This is a genomic window from Segetibacter sp. 3557_3 (genome assembly GCF_004354985.1).
In the GTDB taxonomy this organism is placed as follows: Bacteria; Bacteroidota; Bacteroidia; order Chitinophagales; family Chitinophagaceae; genus Segetibacter.
Genome location: NZ_SMSK01000003.1, coordinates 259,740 through 281,516 on the forward strand (window position 1 = coordinate 259,740; position 21,777 = coordinate 281,516).

General features: G+C 44.5%; 18 protein-coding genes. 11 read left to right on the forward strand and 7 right to left on the reverse strand.

The annotated features are described in order from the left end of the window. Position 1 precedes the first annotated feature (1 nt). Positions 2-1,855, forward strand: a complete 1,854-nt coding sequence (locus EXU57_RS07355; RefSeq protein ID WP_133267539.1) for a hypothetical protein — start codon at positions 2-4, stop codon at positions 1,853-1,855. A gap of 14 nt (positions 1,856-1,869) precedes the next feature. Here EXU57_RS07355 and pepE read toward each other — a convergent pair whose 3' ends face one another. Beyond that, positions 1,870-2,613, reverse strand: coding sequence for a dipeptidase PepE (pepE, locus tag EXU57_RS07360; protein WP_165958067.1), 744 nt, complete (start codon positions 2,611-2,613; stop codon positions 1,870-1,872). A 195-nt stretch (positions 2,614-2,808) separates the two neighbouring features. Further along, entirely contained in the window at positions 2,809-3,231 is a 423-nt protein-coding gene (locus EXU57_RS07365; RefSeq protein ID WP_133267541.1) for a YybH family protein, read from the reverse strand. Between the two features lie 238 nt (positions 3,232-3,469). Between EXU57_RS07365 and EXU57_RS07370 the strand changes: the two genes are divergently transcribed. After that, positions 3,470-6,337: a DEAD/DEAH box helicase gene (locus tag EXU57_RS07370; RefSeq protein ID WP_133267542.1), complete on the forward strand. Its 2,868-nt coding sequence runs from the start codon at positions 3,470-3,472 to the stop codon at positions 6,335-6,337. A gap of 32 nt (positions 6,338-6,369) precedes the next feature. Next, positions 6,370-7,959, forward strand: a complete 1,590-nt coding sequence (locus EXU57_RS07375; RefSeq protein ID WP_207955412.1) for an NAD(P)H-dependent oxidoreductase — start codon at positions 6,370-6,372, stop codon at positions 7,957-7,959. Positions 7,960-9,110: 1,151 nt separating this feature from the next. Here EXU57_RS07375 and EXU57_RS07380 read toward each other — a convergent pair. Beyond that, the gene (locus EXU57_RS07380; protein WP_165958068.1) at positions 9,111-9,641 is read right to left on the reverse strand and encodes a GNAT family N-acetyltransferase; all 531 of its coding nucleotides are present in this window, start codon (positions 9,639-9,641) and stop codon (positions 9,111-9,113) included. A 61-nt stretch (positions 9,642-9,702) separates the two neighbouring features. On the opposite strand from EXU57_RS07380, the gene EXU57_RS07385 reads away from it, so the two are divergent. Both EXU57_RS07385 and EXU57_RS07390 read left to right on the forward strand, forming a co-directional pair. Continuing rightward, positions 9,703-10,092 (forward strand): Dabb family protein, encoded by a 390-nt coding sequence (locus EXU57_RS07385; protein WP_133267544.1) that lies wholly within the window; start codon positions 9,703-9,705, stop codon positions 10,090-10,092. A 35-nt stretch (positions 10,093-10,127) separates the two neighbouring features. Then, complete coding sequence (locus EXU57_RS07390) at positions 10,128-10,649, forward strand: 2'-5' RNA ligase family protein (protein WP_133267545.1); 522 nt, start codon at positions 10,128-10,130, stop codon at positions 10,647-10,649. 30 nt (positions 10,650-10,679) lie between these two features. On the opposite strand, the gene EXU57_RS07395 is transcribed toward EXU57_RS07390, so the two are convergent. The 3 genes from EXU57_RS07395 to EXU57_RS07405 form a co-directional block, all read right to left on the reverse strand. Continuing rightward, on the reverse strand, positions 10,680-12,581 hold the full coding sequence (locus EXU57_RS07395; RefSeq protein WP_133267546.1) for a monovalent cation:proton antiporter-2 (CPA2) family protein: 1,902 nt from the start codon (positions 12,579-12,581) through the stop codon (positions 10,680-10,682). Next, positions 12,582-13,193, reverse strand: a complete 612-nt coding sequence (locus tag EXU57_RS07400; RefSeq protein WP_133267547.1) for an NAD(P)H-dependent oxidoreductase — start codon at positions 13,191-13,193, stop codon at positions 12,582-12,584. Between the two features lie 219 nt (positions 13,194-13,412). Next, the gene (locus EXU57_RS07405) at positions 13,413-14,219 is read right to left on the reverse strand and encodes a toll/interleukin-1 receptor domain-containing protein (RefSeq protein ID WP_133267548.1); all 807 of its coding nucleotides are present in this window, start codon (positions 14,217-14,219) and stop codon (positions 13,413-13,415) included. Between the two features lie 389 nt (positions 14,220-14,608). On the opposite strand from EXU57_RS07405, the gene EXU57_RS07410 reads away from it, so the two are divergent. After that, positions 14,609-15,079 (forward strand): hypothetical protein, encoded by a 471-nt coding sequence (locus EXU57_RS07410; RefSeq protein WP_133267549.1) that lies wholly within the window; start codon positions 14,609-14,611, stop codon positions 15,077-15,079. 81 nt (positions 15,080-15,160) lie between these two features. Then, a complete protein-coding gene (locus tag EXU57_RS07415) occupies positions 15,161-15,568 on the forward strand; it encodes a hypothetical protein (RefSeq protein ID WP_133267550.1) in 408 nt (135 codons plus the stop codon). A gap of 46 nt (positions 15,569-15,614) precedes the next feature. On the opposite strand, the gene EXU57_RS07420 is transcribed toward EXU57_RS07415, so the two are convergent. Next, positions 15,615-16,631 (reverse strand): WD40/YVTN/BNR-like repeat-containing protein, encoded by a 1,017-nt coding sequence (locus EXU57_RS07420; RefSeq protein ID WP_133267551.1) that lies wholly within the window; start codon positions 16,629-16,631, stop codon positions 15,615-15,617. Positions 16,632-17,218: 587 nt separating this feature from the next. On the opposite strand from EXU57_RS07420, the gene EXU57_RS07425 reads away from it, so the two are divergent. The 4 genes from EXU57_RS07425 to EXU57_RS07440 all read left to right on the forward strand — a co-directional run bounded on the left by EXU57_RS07425 (position 17,219) and on the right by EXU57_RS07440 (position 21,598). Continuing rightward, entirely contained in the window at positions 17,219-18,727 is a 1,509-nt protein-coding gene (locus EXU57_RS07425; protein WP_133267552.1) for a phytoene desaturase family protein, read from the forward strand. Between the two features lie 11 nt (positions 18,728-18,738). Next, the gene (locus tag EXU57_RS07430) at positions 18,739-19,575 is read left to right on the forward strand and encodes a phytoene/squalene synthase family protein (protein ID WP_133267553.1); all 837 of its coding nucleotides are present in this window, start codon (positions 18,739-18,741) and stop codon (positions 19,573-19,575) included. A 182-nt stretch (positions 19,576-19,757) separates the two neighbouring features. Continuing rightward, complete coding sequence (locus EXU57_RS07435; RefSeq protein WP_133267554.1) at positions 19,758-20,267, forward strand: sterol desaturase family protein; 510 nt, start codon at positions 19,758-19,760, stop codon at positions 20,265-20,267. A 167-nt stretch (positions 20,268-20,434) separates the two neighbouring features. Further along, on the forward strand, positions 20,435-21,598 hold the full coding sequence (locus tag EXU57_RS07440) for a lycopene cyclase family protein (RefSeq protein ID WP_133267555.1): 1,164 nt from the start codon (positions 20,435-20,437) through the stop codon (positions 21,596-21,598). Positions 21,599-21,777 lie beyond the last annotated feature (179 nt).

Genomic DNA, 21,777 nt, shown 5'->3' on the forward strand with positions numbered 1-21,777 from the left:
AATGTCTACTAAGACCTCATATCTAACCTTCCTGTTTGTTGGCTTTTTTGTGTTATTCCAGTCAGCTGCCCAGAAAACTGATCCCAAAGACCCACCAACCAGGAAGCGATTTCTACACAACATCTTCCAGAAAGCAATGCGATCGGTAACGGTCAGCAAAAAAGACAGTGCGATTAAAGCAACCGTCATTTACAACAGAAGCGAACGCCCATACGTCAATTATCAGGGAAAGGTAATCCGGAAGATCAGGATACGCGAACTCGGGTTCGAAAAGGTGTTTACAGATACCTCCAAAGTCATCAAGTACTATGGCACAAGGCTACTAAATGCTTTACATACCGACACTTGGGATTGGGTGATTCGCGATAACCTGTTTATCAGGGAAGGCAGCCGTTTGAACCGCTACCTGGTCGCCGATAACGAAAGGCACCTACGTACACTTGATTTCATCCAGGATGTACGAATAATTGCCAGGCCTATTACGGGCTCAACCGACTCCGTCGACCTTGAGGTGATCACGAAGGACCTCTTTAGTATCACGGGTTCTCTTGAATTAAACAGTGCAAAACGGCAAAAATTTAAGATCTCCGAGAACAATCTTGCTGGTGCAGGTCAGAAGGTACAGTTGTCGGCGTTGGTCGATCAGCGGCGACACCCAACCTTTGGCTATGACCTGCTCTATGCTAAGAACAGTATCCTTCACAGTTTTGTAAATGCAACCGTTGGTTACACGAAAATCTTTCCGGACAGGCAGGGCGATGAGGGTGTTCGTTCCTTCTACGTACAGTTAAGCAGACCGCTTGTATCAGCATATACCAGAGTTGCAGGGGGTGTCCAGGTCAACCTCGACAAAGCATACAATAGTTTTCTCCGGCCGGATAGCTCATTTTACCAATACCAAAACAGCTATACTGACCTTTGGGTTGGATACAACATTGGTGTTAAGAAACTGCTTACAGAACACAAAAGCCTTAACCGCACCTTTGCTGCAGTACGGTACTTTCAAAAAGACTTTCAGCACTTACCGTTCCAGGTGGGCAAAGGCTTTGATCCTTTTTACAACAACAAAAGGGCGCTATTGGGGGAGGTGACTTTTTTCAGGCAGGAGTTTTACAAGACCAACTACCTGTATGGTTTCGGAACCACCGAAGACGTTCCTTATGGTTACAACATAGCGGTGACTGCCGGCTGGTACAGGCAAATGGAGCTTAGCCGCCCATATCTTGGTATCAACGCAAATCGCTACAAGGTTCGACCCAATGGAAGTTTCCTGCAAACTTTTGTTAGGTCAGGTATTTTTCCCTACCGCAAAAAACTGGAAGACGCAAGCCTGATGGTAGGCGGAAGTTTGTACAGCAAGTTGTATACGTATCGAAACGTTAAGATGCGGGAGTACATAAAGCTGAGCTTTACCAGGCTTTCAAACCGGGTAGTAAACGAACCGCTAAGAATCAACAACGGGCTTGGGGTCCGTTACCTTACTGCGGACTCCCTCAGTGGGCGGCAACGATTAAGCATATATACCGAAACCTTTGTGTTCCTAAAGTATAAGCTATTTGGTTTCCAGTTGGCGCCTTTTGTTTTTGCCGACGGCTCTTTACTTACTGCCGATAATGACAAACTGTTTAAATCCGACTTGTATGCGGGTGTTGGCGGTGGCATCAGAACGCGGAACGAAAACCTTGTTTTTGGCACCTCCGAATTACGGTTTGTATTTTTTCCCAGGAGGGCACAGGATATGAATGCCTTTAAGCTCAGTTTTAAAGGCAACATCCGTTTCAGGTACAATAGTAATTACGTTCGTACACCAGACTTCATCCAGTTGAATTCAGAAGATACAAATAGTTTCTATTAAGGTTGCCGGTGCTTTCATACGGATAGTCGCATTGATTGCGATTGAAGATGTGTGAGGTCAGTGCCGGGGGAGATTTCTTCCCGGCTCACCTGGCTGTTTTTGCCAATAAACATTACAGCAGGCGCCATGCCTTTGTAGTAAAGATTTTCGCCCTCCATTCTCAACAAACTTCCTTCTGGCAAACCAACAACCGGTATACCCGGGTTGAGTTGGGTAAACTCCGTTAGTCGTTCATCACGGGTTTCGCCGTTGTGTCCTTCCACCTTTTGATTGATGTAGTGAGGGTTGAGCTGAAAAGAAAAGAAGCCCAGGCTGGTAAAACTTAATGGCTGAATGATGGGCATATCGTTCGTGGTGCAAATTGTTGCACCAGCGATGTTGGCACCTGCACTCCATCCAACATAAGGGGTTCCCCTGGCAACTTTAGTTTTCACCAGGTCTACCAGGTCGAGCGCATATAAATCATGAAGAAGTTTGAATGTATTGCCACCGCCAACCATTATTGCATCCGCCTGAGACAGCGTAGCCTTCGCTTCACCAGGAGTAACCAATTGAATGTTGTACCCCAGTTGTTTAAGCCCCTCCTGTACGATTGCATGATAGTGTTCGTAGTCGTTGGTTACAGCGGCAAAAGGGATAAAAGCAATGTTGATCGGTTTAGGTCCGAGAAAATCTTTGATTTCAGGTGCTGCAAATTCCAGGTAGCCGGAATTGCCAACCCTTGAACTGCTCAATGCGAGTATACGGTGATCATTCATTATTGAAGAAGCTTGTAGTTTATGAACCTTATTAGTGAATATAGGCACCCTTAGTAAATGAAACCTGGACTTCCCCAAAGACAAGCGCTTGATTTTCTGCGGCAGAAGATACCGGGCTGTTGAGGAGGCACTGGTGAAGAGCATGTGGGTGATGCCTTAGGCTACCTTAATTAATTCAGGTGTAGTTTGCGCCAGCTAACTGCTGTGATCGGCAATTATGTAAAACCGGTTATTGATCTTTTGAAATAACAGGGTATAATAGCCACCCACATTGCCAATTGTTCTTGTTAGTTGCCACTTCCCCAAAACAAAATAATATGGACCAGCGAGTGGTTTCACTTCGAGAATATCAAACTTGAGTTTGCCCATCGTGGCAGTGTCGGGATAGCTTTTCTTGTAATGTTCCAGCGTGGTTCTCCAGCCATAGGTAGGTCCTTTGCTGCCAACGAACAGCATACTGTCCGATTTCAGATAACCTTCCATAAAGCCATTGATATCACCCTTGTTCCAGGCTTTTTCCTGCATTTGCATAAGACTGCGGATGGCTTGCTGATCAGCTTGTGCCTGAGCGCTGGCATGCATAACCACTATCGCTACAACGATTAAGAATGTTTTCATGTGAACGGTTGAATGGTGAAAGATATAAATGTACTGTGTTGGTGCGAAATGCGAACCGTAAATGGATCTGCTGCAACAATACGTGGGTAAATGGGTTTTCAAATACAAGATTTTCTCTCCGGGCTTCGCCATAAAGAAATTATCCACGTTGGTGCCGTTTACATGTGAATATCTTTTGGTTTAGATCAAGGAAGCTGCAGCGGTCATCTGTTATGTTTGCGTCAACTAAAGGGAAGGAATGAAAACTGCGGAGAAAATAGAAAAGAAAGTTGCTTTATTGTTGTTACCTGAACACCTGAACAGGGGTCACGAACCCATTCGGTCACTACATATCAACCGCTCACCAACAGGCATAAATTACGATGTAAATGAATTGAGCACCGGTGAGTTAAGAAATGCATTTCAACATGTTTCATCTCCCTGCAAGGATGCGCTTGTTCGTTTTACAAGCGACCACCTGATCGTGGCGGAACAAGACATCAAGAAGAAACTGGCATCGCAAAAGGCAGGAGTTTCAAGAGAGCTGTACATGGAGCGTTCTATCATCCGGCATTATAATGATCTTTTTTGCCGGCTAAAGCCATTTCTGGGTTCGCTGAAGTGGTACCATAGAACAAGCATAGCGGGTAAAAAGTATAAGACTGCACCATGCACTTTCAGCAACTTTACTTGTGCACTCCATTTCGAGGTAGTAAAAGACGCAAACCGGCTGGTGCTAAACACCCTGGTACTAATAAATGGCATAGCGTACCCGTTATCTCAATTTACCCGCTACCGGTTTTTGCTGGAAAGTGCAAACGAGTATTTCATGCTTTCTTTCAAAGACCTGCAGACACTTGACTGGCTTGAAGAAGTAAACCCGTTGCAATTTGCTTTTAATCCAACCGCTTTATCACAACACGTTCTAACCAGGCTGGAGCCAGACTACCCCGTTAATCGAAACGGGCATTTTCCGAAGAAAGAAGTTCAGCTGAAACCACAACACCGGGTGTTATTAAGTGAACTTAATAATGCTTTTTTGATGTTTACCCCACAGTGGGTGTACGATGGTTTTGTAGTTGAAGCACCCTGGAAACCAACCTATGAAATTGTTGTGGACGGCGAAGAATATATGATTGTTCGCGACCGGGACACAGAAGCCGCCTTTGTAAAAGAACTGGCATCTTTTCATCCAAATTTTATACAGCAACGAAATGGATACTTCTATTTGCCTTTTGCAGAGGCTCAAAAAAAGCAATGGTTTCTAAAATCCTTTCACAAGATGCTTGAAATGGGGATTGAACTGGTAGGCATGGACATGCTGCACCATTTCAGGTATTCGTCATTTAAGCCAGAAACAAGCACCAGGGTAATAAAAGAGGAGGGTAGCCGTGTTGAGTTGGAAATGAAAGTTTTGTTCGGCAAGGAGGAACTTTCACTTGCTGTTTTACAAAAAATGTTGCTTGCCGGTCAAAAAGCGGTTATGCTCAAAGACTCCAGCCTTGGAATACTCGGCGACGAGTGGCTGGAGCAATATGCCGCCATTGTGAAACATGGAAGAATACAGAAAGACCGGGTGAGTGTAACCCGATTTATGGCAATTGCGGCCGAGTCGGGCTCGGCGGAAAGTACGGTTCTAAAGCCGTTGATCAAAAAGCTCTGGTGGGACAAATGGAAGCAGTGGCAGGAGGGAGGTGAGCCCGTTTATGCCGTTCCCGAAACAGTACATGCTACACTCCGTCCGTACCAGCAAAAGGGATTTGAGTGGCTGACGCTATTAGCGGAAGCAGGTGCCGGGGGCTGCCTTGCAGACGACATGGGGTTGGGTAAAACACTTCAAACCATATGTTTTCTCGCTTATCATATACATCGAAATCCAACCGATATCAACATAATTGTTTCGCCTTCCTCACTTATTTATAATTGGCACCAGGAGTTGCATAAGTTTAGTCCGGGAATTACTACGGTAGTTTATCACGGTGCTTCCCGCGATAAGGAGGTCTTAAAAAGTGGCAAGCAAGTCATCATCACGAGTTACGGAACATTAAGGTCCGATGTTGAGTTACTATCGGGGCAGGAATATGGGGTTGCAGTAATAGACGAAAGTCATAACATAAAGAACCCATCAGCGCAAATTACAACTGCGGTAAACCAGCTCAACGCGGGCAGCAGGATCGCCCTGAGTGGAACACCGGTCGTGAATAACACGTTTGATTTGTATTCGCAGCTAAATTTTTCGGTTCCGGGTATGTTTGGAAGCAGGGAGTTCTTTAAGAAAGAATATGCTGATGCAATCGATCGCTACCAGGATGAAGATAAGATAACTGCACTCCGGAAACTTACGGCCCCATTTATTCTCCGTCGAACAAAAGAACAGGTGGCCAGGGACCTGCCTGTTAAAACCGAGATTGTACTATGGTGTAATATGAGCGGACGTCAAAAAGAGTTGTACAATGATATCAAGGACCAGGTGCGGGGAAACATCTTCATGAATATTAAAGACAACGGGTTAAATAAAAGCAAGCTAGCCGTGTTGCAAGGGATAATGAAACTCAGGCAGGTTTGTAACTCGCCGTTGTTGCTTCCGGCGAATGAACAACAAGGCTGTACAGATTCCGTGAAGACAGAAGTTTTAATCTCGGAACTTCAAAATGTGCTTGGCAAACATAAAGCACTGGTGTTTTCTCAGTTTAGCAGCATGCTGAAACTGTTGGCTGGCGAATGCGATCGCCAGGGGATTGCTTATTACCATTTCGACGGGCAAACCCCACCGGAAAAGAGGCTTTCGATGGTGAATGCATTCCAGGAGGAGGACAATGCAACAAACTTATTCCTGATAAGCCTTAAAGCCGGAAATACAGGTCTTACGCTTACGTCGGCAGATTATGTATTTCTTTTTGATCCGTGGTGGAATACGGCAGTAGAGCAACAGGCAATCGATCGAACCCATCGGATTGGGCAAACGAAAAAGGTCTTTGCTTATAAGGTTGTTTGCAAGGATACGATTGAAGAAAAGATTATTGGACTTCAACAAAAAAAGAAAAAGCTTTCTGACCAATTGGTAGCCGACGATGAAGGCTTTATGAAGTCGCTTGACGAGGACGATATAGCATACCTGTTTAGTTAACGGGTGTCCTGTGCCTGATTATTGCAAGGTTCATGATATCATCCGAAGGTTTATCAGGAATAGCATTGCAGTATATGAGCAGGAACAACCAGCCATCCAGGCCACTAAACGTTTTAGTCATAAATGGACACCCGCGCAAAGCAAGTTTATCAGAGGCCTTATGTGATCAATATATTGCTGGTGCTACGGCCGCCGGCACTGTTGTGCACAGGATTGATCTTTACGCCTTAGACTTCGAACCTAATGTTCTACATCATTCTCCGAACACCCAGTTCATGGAACCGGGACTGGTTCGTGCGCAGAAATTAATAGCCTGGGCCGACCATGTTGTTTTTGTTTACCCAACCTGGTGGGGAACCATGCCCGCCATTTTAAAAGGGTTTATCGATCGTGTATTTACCGCTGGATTTGCTTTTGAGGAGATTGAGGGTGGCACCGGTTATGCGCCGTTGTTGCGGGGTAAAACCGCGCAGCTGATGACGACCATGGACACACCCAAACTTGTTTACAACCTGGTTTACAGGGCGCCTGGTAATAATGCTATGCACCGTGCTACCCTTGGATTTTGCGGATTCTTGATGTTGAAAAATGAAATCTTTAGCCCGGTAAAATCAGCGGATGAAACCCGCAGAAAGTTATGGTTGAACAAGGCTTACCAGTTGGGCAAAAAACTCAGATCAGGTGCGCTTTCTCCCACACAGAAGATCGGTATAAAAGCATTTTCCTGGTTTAAAGCAATCCGTTTCCAGTTTTATCCGATGACCTTTATTGCCTATGCAGCCGGTGCAGTTGCAGCCGGGCAAATGGGTTATGGGTATAGTTCCTTTATATTTTGGGTAGGTTATTTATGGCTGTTTTTCCTGGAACTTGTAACCGTACTGTCGAACGATTATGTTGATTATCCCACCGATGTTCAGAACCGCTTTTTTGGTCCCTTTTCCGGTGGATCGAGGGTAATGGTCGACAAGCTTTTAAGCCCAAAAGAAATGAGAATTGGCATACTGGCTTCACTTATTCTTTGTTTTGGAGCGCTCGCTGTTTTACTTGCAGCCGCAAAAGGAGCGCTCTCAACATTAACGATGACCTGCCTTGTGCTAACAATAATCACCACTGGCTATACCATCCCGCCGTTGCGTTTATCGTATAGGGGGTTGGGTGAGGCCACCGTTGCTTTTACCCATAGTTTCGCCGTGATCGTTTGTGGCTATATCTTCCAGGGAGGCAAATTAGCTGACCAGGTGCCATGGTTGTTGAGCATTCCCCTGTTTCTCAGTGTTCTGCCGAGTATTATGTTAGCGGGCATTCCTGATCACGACGCTGATAAATCGGTATCAAAAAATACTTTAGCCGTTCTTTTAGGTAAGAAAAGGGTTGTTCGGCTGGCGATATTTTTTACGCTAACAGCGGCTTTGCTTGTATTGGTGTACCATCTTTTCAAGGTAGAGCAGGGTGCTTTCACCAACCTGCTCGTCTTTGTGGTTCCACATGCACTATTGATTGTTTATCTCTTATGCAGGTACCTCCGTAATCCTTATCCACCGGCCCGTATTGACGGCCTATTGGTTGCTGCATTAAGTTATATACTTTGGTTTGGATTGATCCCACTAATAAACCTCATGTAATACCCGGGAGAAGTTAACCTGGCTCTTATTATCATTAATTCTATGTGACGGTTTTGCGGTAGGATGTACTCTGTTTCTATCAGAAATGAAGATAAAACTCACTTATTTTAGGCCTAATCAAAACCTTATACTTTTTTTTAACTACTTACCCCAGGTTGGAGATGATATCTTGATTATGCGTAAAGTCAATACCCGCTTGCGTTTTAGGTTAACAAACTAGGTTTTGGCGTAATAATTCAAGAAAAAAGTTGATCTGCGGAAGGTGCTGTTGGGGTGTATTTTTACAATGTAATCAGGAGCAGAAATATGGCAAGCTCAGGTTAGAAAGCAATGTTAGAGGCCTAAATCGAAGAGTGGCAAATTTATAGCCCGTTTCTGATAAGATAATTATTTTATAACTTTTTCATATGGCAAGCAATCGTTAGAGGCTGCTCCGTTTCTACGGAGGAGCCCTTTTTTTTTATGCGAAAACCTTTCGCTGGTGTTGTACGAGGCGTCATCAATTTCCAATGTACTTCTACCTATTCATTACCTCGTATGTTTGTCTTTTGCCGAGATCAATCAAATCCTGGGAACTTAGTCCAGTATAAGTCAAACGATGGTCGTTGTTAAAGTTGACCGGTTTTCATAACCTTGCTATAGACGGTGCACGGCAGGCTGGGATTTCCGTTCTCATACACTTCAGAACTTTCTTGTAGCTGATTTTGCGCGATGTTGTAATTATTCAGCTCTACTACAAACAACCTTAATTTTTTGCTCTAAAGCGTTTTACAAGGTATTTCTGTATCTCATGATATTGTAAAAACACGAACCTGAAAAATTTTTTTAAGTGATTTAGAGCTTGGCGATAATGAGGTAATGCGTCCGAAATACACTACTGGCGTGAGTTCTATAAAATCAAGGATGTTTTGCGATAATAAAAACCGGTAAAACTCGATTAATAAAACCTTAAGAACATCGTAGTTTTACTTGGTAATTGAAAGACGGGGTAAGAAATATGGCAAACAAGCGTTAGAAAGCAATGTTAGAGGCCGAAATCGATAGTTTGCAAATATAGACGCGAACTCCGGAATACAAAAGATTATTGTAACTTTTTCATATGGCAAGCAATCGTTAGAGGCTGCTCCGTTTCTACGGAGGAGCCCTTTTTTTTACCTTAAGTTTTCGTGGGTAAGCGGTTTTTGCATAATCAAAAATTCAAGCACTTGTCTCGGGGTTCCAAAAGTTTGGTCTTTAACAGGGAACGGTTGCCGTTCACCGGTATCCTGGAAGCCAAGTCGCTTGTACCATTCGATAAGCTCAGTGCGAACTGAAATGACAGTGATTTGGATTTGTTTGCAGCCCAGCGATCTAGCCACTTTCCCGGAAGCATCAACCAGCAATTTTCCAATACCCAGGTTCTGCAGCACAGGCATCACACTTAGCATGCCCAGGTGACAGGTGAAATGTACCATTTCAAGTGAAACACATCCTGCAAGTTGATCATCTATTGTGCACTTTAGCAATACAACGTTCGGCTGCAATAGCAAGACACGTAAGTAGTCCTGGTTTATTCGCAAACCCTCTATCAGGTCTGCTTCACTCGTCCAGCCTTCTTTCGACTCTGGCCCACGATAGGCCATGTTAACCAGTGCATGTAGTTCAGCCACATCATTGCTTGTACATCTTGCTATTTTATACATATAAGTTCTTTTGCCACAAACCCGAATATACATTTCTGCTACATTTGTAAAAAGCAGTAAAATGGATAGAAATCCCGATTTGTTTGATCAAAATTCGAGTGTAGGCCCTGGCGCAAGCAATCAAAAAACAGGCAAAAACATGGTAGTGCACCAGGTATACTTTTGGTTAAAAAATCCGAATTCAGCTGAAGACCTCGATAAACTTTTAGCTGGGTTAAAATCCCTTGAGCAAATTGAAACCGTAAACCAATTATTCATCGGAGTACCCGCAGTTACCGGTATTCGCGATGTAGTTGACGGAAGCTATAGTGCATCCGAACTCATCTTTTTTGATGACCTGGAAAGTCATGATATCTACCAGGTCCATCCCATTCACCAGCAGTTTATCAATGACTGCGGATCACTATGGAGTAAGGTAGTTGTTTACGACTCGTTAAGCAGCCCCGCATAACCCAGGATTGGCTCATTCAATCTTATTATATAGCAATGTCCTTTTTTGTTGGGATCGTTCCACCTCCTGAAGTTGCTGATAGTATCAAATCAATCCAGGAACCTTTTGGTGACAATCGTCTTGAACCACATATAACAATCATTCCTCCACTAGAAGTTGCAGAGGTAACGCTTTGGCTGAAGGCACTTGTGGCAAGTTGCAGGCAAATTGCACCCTTTGAGGTCGATCTCACGGGTACAGGCAAGTTCGGGAAAGGTGTTTTGTATATGAGCGTGGCTGCACCTTCTTTGGCGTCGGTTCACCAGAGGTTAAAGCAGGCAACCGTTCCTTTCCGGTTACCTGGTAAGAAAGAAGAACCTAACACCTTTCATCCCCATTTAACATTAGGTAGACTCTGGTGTGGCTTTACGCTCGAAGGTTTTGCGATAATGAAAGAGCTTGCCGATAAATTTATCGCAACGGGTATAGGTCCTTTTAACATCAACTTTGTCAGGGTTTATGAAAAGAAAGCTCATAAACGTTATGAGAAGCTGACCGATTTGCAATTGCAGGGCTGACATAAGATGTTGCTTGAAAGAACCCGGCTATCAGGAGGGTTGCTTTCCGTGGCCATTTTCATTCACCTCTTTGATCATTGATGCTTCGTCCCAACCAAAATCGTTTTGGAACTTTTTCCCTTCATTAATGTCGCTCTTGATCATTTGTTCAAGTTCATCGATGAATTCACGCGCGGTCGTAATGTATGCTTTGCTGTCGTCTCTTACTGCCGACAATTGCTTTAAGGCTTTTTCATCGTGGCGTAAAAATAACCGCGCTGCTCTATGCGCCTGGTATTTGCGTCGTCCAAGTAATTGCAACGCGTCGATACCCATACGTAAAGAAGTATCAATGGTTTCCCTGTAAATGTGGAGCATACCCGCATCCATAAATTTGAAAGTGTCGGGACGGTCGTATGCCCGCACAAGAAGTCTGAGGTTGGGAAAATGTTTCTTCGCCGTGTCTACCAGTTCCAGTGCTTTCTCGGGATCACCAATTGCTACGATCAGCAGGCGGGCATCAGCTGCTCCGGCAGAATGAAGTAAGTCGTAACGGGTAGCATCACCATAATATACTTTATAGCCAAACCGGCGGAGCAGATCGACCCGATCGCTATCAATTTCAAGTACCGTTGAGTCTACCCCATTTGCTTTTAAAAAGCGACCAACTATATTCCCAAACCTGCCAAAGCCGGCAATGATAACGGGGTTTCTTTCATCAACGGTGTCCATCACTTTATCTGCTGCCTGCCGCGTACCCGTTGCAGGCTGAAAGAACTTTTCATTGATCAACAGTAAAATGGGTGTAAATACCATTGAGATTGCAACAACAACCGTAATGATGTCAACTTCACCCTTAGGCAATACCCCTCCTTTAACCGACGAAGAAAGTAGCACAAATGCGAATTCACCTACCTGCGAAAGGCCAAATGCAAATAGAAGGTTTTGATCGTGTTTTAACCTGAAGATCTTTCCAAGAAGAAAAAGTACCCCGCCTTTGAGCAACATCAACGTTCCTACAAGCGAAAAGATGAGCAAGGGCGTTTGTTGAACAATGGTAAAATCTATTGACACACCAACCGCAACGAAAAATAAACCAAGCAACAAGCCTTTAAAAGGCTCAATGTCGCTTTCCAATTCGTGCCGGTATTCGCTGTCGGCCAAGACCACCCCGGCCAGGAAAGTTCCGAGCGCGGGGCTTAATCCGACCTTCATCATTAGAACCGTAACTGCCACGACCAACAATAAAGCGCCTGCCGTAAAGATTTCGCGCTGACCGGTTTTAGCCAACAAGCGGAAGAAGTATCGTACAATGTAGCGCCCACCGATGATGATGGCTACGACCGATGCAAGTACAATAAGGGCCTGAACCCATCCTGGTTGGTCAGCGGTTAACGTTCCTGAGTGGGTTTCCGGGTCGGCAACAATGGGGAAAACAGCAAGCAAAGGAAAGATCGCCAGGATTGGGATAACTGCGATGTCCTGGAACAATAAAACCGAAAATGCACTTTGACCAGCTTCGGCCTTCATAAGGCCCTTTTCTGTGAACGACTGTAAGACAATAGCCGTGGATGAAAGAGAGAGGATAAGCCCGATCGCGAGCGACGTTTTCAGGGAAAAGCCAAAGAATATGCAAGCAGTCATGATGAGTGCCGTTGTTATCACCATCTGCAGTCCACCCAAGCCCAGTATCGCAACCCTCAACCTCCAGAGCAAAGCCGGTTCAAGTTCTAGTCCTATAACGAACAGCATCATAACTACGCCAAATTCTGCATAGTGCATCAGGTCCTCGCCTCCATGACCAGCTATCCCGAGCACCGCAGGCCCGATGATTACGCCTGCCAGCAGGTAACCAAGTACCGATCCGAGCCCAACTTTTTTCGCCAGGGGCACGCATATTACGGCGGCTGCCAGATAAATGACCGCCTGAATAAAAAACTGTTGTTGGTTCATTTACAAAGTTTGATGAGTTTGTACGTCGCCAAGCAAGTCGTTGAGATAAAGCACATTTTCGATCGGAACCGAGGTTAACAGGTTCTCCTGGATTCTTTTGATGAGGCCGGCATATTGATGCGCCAATACCTCGATGGTTTCATTGGTAAGTTTATGGGTTCCGTCGATAATGTAGGGCGCAAGGTATTGCATCTTGCACAGCCTTGCGGTTTGTTCAAATGGTGCGAGGTATTGGCGTATCGGGATCCGGTTTAAACCTGTTTGATCGTAGGCGTATTTGGAGCCGCCGAGCGATAGCGCGTTGAAGATTTTTTTTCCGCGTAAGGCATTGCCTGTTGCACCATAAGCCCAGCCGTGTTCCAGTACCAGGTCGATCCATTGCTTCAATAAGGCTGGGGCACTGTACCAATAAAAGGGGTGTTGCCAGATAATTACATCATGTTGCAGTAACAGTCGTTGTTCGCGTTCCACGTCAACGTCGAAATCGGGGTATTCCTCGTAGAGATCGTTTATGGTAAGGTCCTTAAGCTTCCTGATGTGGTAGAGCATTCTTGAATGCACCCTGCTTTTCTCAAGAGCAGGGTGTGCAAACAATACCAATATTTTTGCCATCGCGTTTAATTATCGGTTTTGAATTGGGTTGGCTACTGAATCGTTGGTCGGATACCCGGCGAATAGCGGTTTGCGGTACAAGAGAGTGACACAACGATGTAGACCAGTGTTACTTTAGCTTGTCACCAAAAAAAACGCTTAAGCCGGTAAGATTGATTAATATACCGTTCATACGTTTGCCGGGCGCAATATGCGTGTCGCTATCGGAACGGCCAATACTTATTCTGCCGCGGCAGCCGAGAGATCAAAGTCTTCGTCTTCAATAGCGTACAAGTGAAACGTCCGGTTATTTTTCATATTCAGCGCAGCAATCCTGTCATAGCCGCTGGTTGAGATTTTCGTCCCTTCATCGGTCTGAAAAATAGCATGCACCTTACGTTGCTCTGCCCTTGGCATTTGCTGCCAATCCTCTTCTGCCTCGCTGTCTACCAGAACCCAGCGAACACGAAATGGCATATACGCACCAGTTTCGGCTTCGTTACGTACGCCTAAACTTGCAGAGGCTTTGTCGATGAGCCAACGAACGCTTGCATTTGGTGAAACCTCGAGATTAGATAAGAACCCGGTGTGACGGGACTCTACGACCACCTGGAGTGCTTTTTTTTGAGCCTGGTTGTGTTGTAGTAACCATGCAAGGTCGTTGGCAATTGCCTCGGGGCCAACTATAAACTCTTTAAAAGCGAATGCCGCCAAAAAAGGGTATTGGTTTAAGACCAGCTCCTTTGAGTTTAAGATAAGGGGCAGCACCCGTTTTACACCATCCTCCGTTTGCATGGCAAGCACAGCGGAAAGTTCGTTCTGTGGCCAGGGGCGTTTAATAAAGTTTTCTGACAGGCAAATAATTGCGAACCTGCTATCACGAAGACCATCACTCATTTTTGTAACAATGTTGTCGCCCCACGCGATCGCATGGGTATCGAGCCAGAATGTAATTCCCCGGTTTTTTAATTCAAGTGCCAAAGGTTCTACATACCTTTTTTTATCTTCTCCTGCGTGTGATAAAAAGACATCCTGTTTTGCCGGCATTGTTATTCGTTAATATGCGATAAACTTACAATCTTCAAACGGATTAGCGTTGCGGTGGCACGCAGCTAATGGTGTAGCACAAACGTGCAAGTTACTATTCATGGGCAGGCAAAAAGAAAAGCCATGCAATTATATACTAATCTGAAAAAGTTAGTGCGACGGCTAGCGCAAACTTACGCCTGCAAAACAAGGGGAGAAACGTGTTTAAACCGGTGTGTGCCGGACGGCATTTTAGCTACTGCTTATTCAACCAGGTTTGCCAAGGGGAAACTTGTGGGGCAGGCGTTTAGAAAAAACTTCAGGTAATTTTCAATCATCCTGATCGTTAAAGTAAAACACAACTACAACAAGCTTACTTTATATACATTTGATCATAAACAACTTTCACAATGAAATACCTGGCTCTTTGTTTAATGCTTTTCGCCATAGCCTGCAATACCGAAACCACCGAAAATGATAAGAAGACTGACAGTAAAATCATAACAAACGACACTGTGCCGGAGGTGCGTACCAACATCAGCAAGGCTCCTGTAGCTTCGTATATGGTGCCACTTGGAAATCCCGTTCAGAAATGGTTTTTCGGGGTTCAGGTATTCGAAACAAATCAAACGTTTAAGTACCTGTTGCGCATGCAGTATGAAGGCATGATCGAAACGGATACCCTCAGGTTGCCCAACTTTGGAACATGGCCGGTTGTAGAGGTGCGGAAAGGATCTGAAAAACTAAGTTGTATTATCGGCTTCCTGGATCAGCAGAAGCAATTCAAGGAATATAAAAAGTTAGTGGTAGAAGTTAATAACATGAAGCTTGTTGTGCTTAAACGCTATTCGGTTGGTGTAACTCAAACAAAAAAAGAATAATCTTGCTGTTGGATAACTTGCCAAGTATACTATTCCAGCTCTGATCATGCGTCTCTTTGTTACAGATATAAAAGTTTGTTTTTGCTAAAATCCGCGCTTACACTTTACCTTGTCTGCTTCCCGCTCTACATCCTGTTCTCGCGTGACCCAGACTTTTTTGACGGGGTTAGAGTTCCTGCGACGGTTCGTTTGCAGCAAGGTCGCTGGGAGGCCAATTACCTGGTAAATGGAAAAGGGTACCGGGTGAATGCAAGTTATCCTTTACGAACCCTAATGGAAGGTAAGCGGGTAATGGTGATCTATGAAGAAGCTGCGCCTGCAAACGGAAAGTTGTTTAAAGTCTGGGGCTATTGGCTGACCATCGAAGAGGTATTGTTTTCAGCTGCTTTGTTAACCGTGCTGAGTGTTGCCGCAGTATTCATTACGGGCGAAAATGAACCGCCTCCGCCACCGGGAACCTATTACAAACGACAGAAATACGAAACATAGGCAGGTACCTAACTTGCTTTGGGGAGGAACAGATATGATCAGGTTATTACTTAAGAATTGCTACACGACCTTTCTCCCCGGCAAGATAAATTGCCTTACCCTTAATCATACAGACATTGAAGCTTTCCAACGACACATTCCGCCAGTTTCTGCCGGAGTCGTTTGAGACGTCAACACCTGAGGTGCCGCAGGTAACAAGGGTGTTTTCTCCCATGCTACGAATACAACTCCGAAATCCGAAAGGGGGTCGCGTCGCAAAAAGATGTCCCTTATTAACGGGCAGTTGTGCAACAAAGTTTGCTGTTGTATCAGCCGGCGCTTTATAGTCACCCCCAACCGCATACAGTATACCCCGTTTGTCTGCAGTTACCGAAAAAGCACCCGAACTTTCATTTCCCTGGCGAAGCGGAAGTCGTGAGATACGCTTTTGTTGGTTTGTTGGTACCTGGTAGAGATTAGCAACAAGGCCTCCGGAAACAAATACATACTCGTAAGCCTTATCGTTAACAAAGGTGATATTGGTTCCTGAAGCTGCGAAAATCGCCTCACCTTCAGCTGCCGGAGGCGCCTGCTCCGGGGTCTCTTGCCAGGTGTCGCCCCCGTCTAGGGTTCTGAGCATATAAAATTTTCTGATCGTACCAGGAAGCGGGTCGCCAATGCAAATTCCGGTTTTCGTGTTTTTGAAATCCATGGCGTCGAGGAATATTCCATCCATCTCTTTTTTAAAAACAAGCTTCCAGTTCAGTCCGCCGTCAGTGGTTTTCAAAATGATTGCGGGGTTATCGATGGCCATAATGATGGCGGTTCCACTATCGAAAGCTTCGATATCGCGAAAGTCGCGATTTCCATATCCAGGCACGTTTTGCCACTTCCAAGTTGTACCCCCGTTTAGCGACCGCCCAACGGTGCCGTTGCTACCACTAACCCATAAGATACGCTCTGTTGGAACACTCAGTCCCCGGAGGTTGGTCTTTAGCCCGGACGTAAGTATGTTTACTCTTGTTTGACCAAACGAAGTGAAGAAAGCTGCTAAGCAAATGAACACAGTGATTAAGTTGCGCATAACATGGGGTTGAGCAAATCTAAGTTAATGCTGGATCGTTGAAATGTGAACGCCGGGTGGATGTTAGATGCCAAAACCTTAGGCTTACTTAAGTCAAAGGTTCTAATATGATTGGAAGAAAATTGTACAGCCTCGATTCGCCTCAGCCATAACAATTGCTGATTTAGACCAGGGTGGTCGAAATACTAAAAGTGAAAAATGGCGTATCGTTGCGTACATTGGTACCTATTGGGTGTTCTTACGCTATCAATAGGGTGTAGGTCTGAACTGTGGCGTCGGCACGGGTTGATCAAATTCAAAGGAGTTTCACCAGGCAGAAGGGGAGCATGCACACAGAAGAGATACAGCGTTATCAGGACAGCTGTTTAGCCTAATTACGCAACGATACCAAAGGAAAGAGCACTACACCGGATTGGTTTGGTTTTGCTTTCCCGCGTAAACAGCATTACCCCTGGTACTAAAAGCAGGAAAGCAGAGGCTGGTTTTTGTCTAGCCATCTATACAAGTTTTTAAAATCGACATGAACAAAACAGATGACTTCGTGTTTATGTTTTAGTTCCGCATTGTTCAACAAAATAGTTTGAAGCTTGAAAAAAGCAATTGTTATCGGGAGTGGGTTCTCCGGCTTGTCGGCTGCCTCGTATGTGGCTCGCGACGGGTGGGAGGTGACTGTTGTTGAAAAACATGGAACCCAGGGTGGTAGAGCACGGCAGTTGATTGCTGAAGGTTTTACGTTTGATATGGGCCCGAGTTGGTATTGGATGCCCGATGTTTTTGAAAGGTATTTTAGAAACTTTGGTAAGAATGTAGAAGACTACTACGGGCTGAAGCGGCTGGATCCTTCCTACCGTGTTTACTGGCACGACGATCATACGGACGTGCCCGCGAACTACCAGCAACTTCGAAGCTTATTTGAACAAATGGAGCCCGGAAGTGGAGAAAAACTGGATGCCTTTTTAAGCGAAGCTGAGTTTAAATACCGCACCGGTATGCAAAAGCTGGTTTTGAAGCCCGGGCAGTCGCTGAATGAGTTTGTAGACTGGGACCTCATTAAAGGTGTGCTTAAGTTAGATGTTTTTACCTCTATGAAAGCTCATCTTGCCCGCTTCTTCAAACATCCCAAACTGCGATTTTTGTTGGAGTTCCCGGTACTGTTCCTGGGGGCTTTGCCTGAACATACCCCGGCCTTATACAGCCTGATGAACTATGCCGATGTAAAATTGGGAACATGGTACCCTGAAGGCGGCATGTATAGTGTTGTGCAGGGTATGTACAAACTCGCGCAGGAGTTAGGTGTTAAGTTCCTCTTCTCACACAATGTAGAAAACTTGTATATCAACAACGGGAAGGTTACCGGCCTGGTTGCAGGTTCCGACACCGGCAAAGTTGTACTGGATGCGGATGTTGTTATCGGCTCTGCTGATTATCATTTTATAGAACAGCAATTACTGCCGCCGGAACTAAGGAGTTACCCTGAAAGTTATTGGGAAAAGCGGGTGATGGCGCCATCCTGTTTACTTTATTATGTTGGTGTGAACAAAAAACTGGAAAACCTGTTACACCATTCCCTATTCTTTGATGTACCTTTTGATAAGCACGCCGCAGAAATTTATACGAAACCTTGCTGGCCAGAAAATCCGCTGTTTTATGTCAGTGCTACTTCGGTAACTGATGAAACCGCAGCTCCTGACGGGTGTGAAAATCTTTTCTTTCTCATTCCTGTAGCCACTGGTCTGACAGGTGATGATGAAAGTTTAAGGGAGCGTTATTTCGAGATGATCTTGAAAAGGTTCGAGGACCGTATCGGAGAAAACGTCCGGGATTCAATAATATTCAAAAAAACATTTGGACCCGGCGACTTCATTCACGAATACAATGCTTTCAAAGGCAATGCTTATGGACTTGCAAATACGCTGTTTCAAACAGCGGTATTAAAGCCATCGTGCAGAAGTAAAAAAGTGAGAAACCTGTTTTATGCAGGTCAGTTAACTGTGCCTGGACCAGGAGTACCACCAAGTTTGATCAGCGGCGAAGTGGTAGCAAAAGAGGTGCAAAAACACTATGGTAAGGCCGTAACCCTTGAAATGCAGCGATAAAAAATAAATGTATGATGCAATTATTTCATGAAGTAAGCCGCGAGTGCAGTAAAATTACCACGCACCGGTATAGTACTTCTTTTGGGAGTGCAATCAAACTCCTGCACCAGGATATGAGGGCACCAATTTACAACATCTATGGTTTTGTAAGGTTTGCCGATGAGATAGTAGACACTTTTCATGAATACGATAAAGCAGAATTACTTGCCGAGTTCAAGCATGAGACTTACAAAGCAATTGAACGTAAAATCAGTTTAAATCCAATTCTGCACAGTTTTCAACAGACCATAAATAAGTACAACGTCGACCACGCCCTTATCGAGGCATTTTTTAGAAGTATGGAGTTTGATCTTGATCAAACAAGCTATAATACCGCAGCTTACCGCGAATACATCTATGGAAGTGCGGAAGTGGTGGGTCTGATGTGTCTTTATATTTTTTGTGAAAACGATCCGGTGAAATATGCCGAGTTAAAGCCATTTGCACAATCACTTGGAGCGGCGTTTCAGAAAGTAAATTTTCTTCGCGACCTTAAGGCCGATTACCAACAACTTAACCGAACGTATTTTCCGCAGGTAGATTTTAATAATTTTACCGACGAAATGAAACGGCAGATAGAAGAGGAGATCGGTGTGGATTTTGAGCACGCATATGAAGGCATTGTTCAACTTCCATTAAAGGTGAGATTTGGCGTTTATGTGGCCTATAAATATTACTTGTCCTTATTTAAGAAGATCAAAAAAACACATCCAACCAGTATCATGGAACAACGGATACGTATTCCGAACTATTCAAAGGCTTTCATCGTGGTACGTGCCGGCGTAAAAAATCAATTGAAACTGATTTAATCATTTTTAAAACCATGTTGTTTAGTTGATCAATTTCTTATGGACCGGCCGCGATATTCGATTGTAAATCGCTGCCCATTCGAACGGGTTCAACCGGGCCGGCTTGTCCTGCAAAGCAATTTTGAGCAAACCAAACGAACAATTGGCTTAATTAACCGATAGTTAATTTAAAACGTAAACAAATGGAGATCTTATATTTTATACTCATTTTACTTGGCACTTTCCTCATCATGGAGGGAATTACCTGGCTTACCCATAAGTATGTGATGCATGGATTCTTGTGGTACTTACATGAGGACCATCATAAAAAGGGGCCGGGGTTTTTCGAAAAAAATGATGCCTTTTTCCTGATATTTTCTGTACCGAGTATCTTGTGTATTGCATACGGAGTAATGGATAGAATCTATTGGCTCGCCGCAATTGGCTTTGGCATTATGCTTTATGGCATTGCTTACTTTGTCGTTCACGACATCATCATCCACCAACGGTTTAAGCTTTTTACCCGTACAAATAACGTGTATGTTAGAGCTATCCGGTGGGCACACAAAATGCACCACAAACACATCGATAAACACGAAGGAGAAAGTTTCGGTATGTTGCTGGTTGCCAAGAAATATTGGGATAAAGTTAGAGCAGATAAAAAAAGACATGCGGCTAATGCATTATCTGGCACGAATACCGCTACATCGTAGGCCTGTTCTTACCACCGACCAAACTCCTGTTCAAACCTGCCTTTGACTATAGTTCGAGACACGTGATGTGGTACTTGACTCCACTGCACGTGTACTGGCTTTGCAGGTAGTTCATTCCTGAAGTTCTCTCCGGCACCTGACCTGTTATTCAAAAACCCACTTTCTATTTGACGCCTGATCTAAACAGTTCATACGATTATGTTTTCCTGGGGGCAGGGTGTGCATCCCTCAGCATCGTAATGAGAATGCTTGACTCCGGCAAATTTGCTGAGAAGACCATTTTATTATTAGACAAGTCGCTCAAAGACACGAACGATCGTACCTGGTGTTTCTGGGAAGCTGAAGGGAGCTTCTTTGAACCCGTTGTCTTTCGTAAATGGAAAGAATTGCACTTTTTCGGTGATCAGGGACCCATACAATTAAACATAGAGCCGTATGAGTATAAGATGATCCGGGGGATTGACTTCTACCGGTTCTGTTTTGAGAAGATCAGTCACCATCCTAATGTTCAGGTTGCTTATGGCGAAATTGCCACATCGAACAATGCAGGTAAGGTTGAAGTAACACTAGACGGGAAGCCGGTAAATACTTTGCATGCTACGGTATTCAATTCTATATATATTCCTTCAGCAAAGCGGACACATACAATTTATCTCCTGCAGCATTTTAAAGGCTGGATCATAGAAACTCCCGGTAATACCTTCAACACAAGCGTCGGCACCTTAATGGACTTCCGTGTAAACCAGGCACATGGAACAACATTCGTTTATGTGTTGCCTATTGCTCCTAACCGGGCACTCGTTGAATACACCTTGTTTACTGCTGACTTACTAGCTGCCGAAGCGTACGATGAGGCGCTTGCGGAGTATATCAGAACTTTTCTTAATTTAACCGATTACAGCGTTGTCGAAAAAGAGTTTGGTATTATTCCAATGACAAATGCTGTTTTTCCCCGTCACGAAGGTGGGATGTATTATATCGGTACAGCAGGCGGGCAAACGAAAGCTTCAAGCGGCTACACTTTCCGGTTTATTCAGAAACACGCCGACTTTGTAGTTGAGGCGCTCATAAATGGCACTGCACTAATTAGCAATGCGCCGTCTCAAAAACGATTTGCTTTTTACGACAGTACTTTGCTACATATTCTGGCACATAATAAAGTTCCCGGAAAGGAGGTCTTTACCCGATTATTTGAACGTAATAAATCATCTGCCATCTTCAGGTTCCTGGATAATGAAACCTCCCTGGTCCAGGAAATTCAACTTATTAAAACGCTACCGACATTGCCCTTTGCAGCAGCAGGTTTAAAGGAGCTGCTACACAAGCCGTAATCCGGTGAGCTCACCTACCGAGCTATTTGATCCTTTCCAGGGTAGAAAAACAATCAAATTTTCGGCCTGTGGAGTTTTGTTTTAACGATCCCTAATCCCAGATCCTGTTTGTCCCTGAACCGGAATCCTCAACGCTAAATTGTTAGTATTCACATAAATGGAACTGATGTTCATAACAA

Coding starts and splice junctions, on each gene's coding strand:
- EXU57_RS07380 (WP_165958068.1), bottom strand. CDS start 9,641: ATGTATAAAATAGCAAGATGTACAAGCAATGATGTGGCTGAACTACAT.
- EXU57_RS07365 (WP_133267541.1), bottom strand. CDS start 3,231: ATGAAAACATTCTTAATCGTTGTAGCGATAGTGGTTATGCATGCCAGC.
- EXU57_RS07370 (WP_133267542.1), top strand. CDS start 3,470: ATGAAAACTGCGGAGAAAATAGAAAAGAAAGTTGCTTTATTGTTGTTA.
- EXU57_RS07395 (WP_133267546.1), bottom strand. CDS start 12,581: ATGAACCAACAACAGTTTTTTATTCAGGCGGTCATTTATCTGGCAGCC.
- pepE (WP_165958067.1), bottom strand. CDS start 2,613: ATGAATGATCACCGTATACTCGCATTGAGCAGTTCAAGGGTTGGCAAT.
- EXU57_RS07435 (WP_133267554.1), top strand. CDS start 19,758: ATGGAGATCTTATATTTTATACTCATTTTACTTGGCACTTTCCTCATC.
- EXU57_RS07430 (WP_133267553.1), top strand. CDS start 18,739: ATGATGCAATTATTTCATGAAGTAAGCCGCGAGTGCAGTAAAATTACC.
- EXU57_RS07400 (WP_133267547.1), bottom strand. CDS start 13,193: ATGGCAAAAATATTGGTATTGTTTGCACACCCTGCTCTTGAGAAAAGC.
- EXU57_RS07410 (WP_133267549.1), top strand. CDS start 14,609: ATGAAATACCTGGCTCTTTGTTTAATGCTTTTCGCCATAGCCTGCAAT.
- EXU57_RS07385 (WP_133267544.1), top strand. CDS start 9,703: ATGGATAGAAATCCCGATTTGTTTGATCAAAATTCGAGTGTAGGCCCT.
- EXU57_RS07375 (WP_207955412.1), top strand. CDS start 6,370: ATGATATCATCCGAAGGTTTATCAGGAATAGCATTGCAGTATATGAGC.
- EXU57_RS07390 (WP_133267545.1), top strand. CDS start 10,128: ATGTCCTTTTTTGTTGGGATCGTTCCACCTCCTGAAGTTGCTGATAGT.
- EXU57_RS07405 (WP_133267548.1), bottom strand. CDS start 14,219: ATGCCGGCAAAACAGGATGTCTTTTTATCACACGCAGGAGAAGATAAA.
- EXU57_RS07355 (WP_133267539.1), top strand. CDS start 2: ATGTCTACTAAGACCTCATATCTAACCTTCCTGTTTGTTGGCTTTTTT.
- EXU57_RS07420 (WP_133267551.1), bottom strand. CDS start 16,631: ATGCGCAACTTAATCACTGTGTTCATTTGCTTAGCAGCTTTCTTCACT.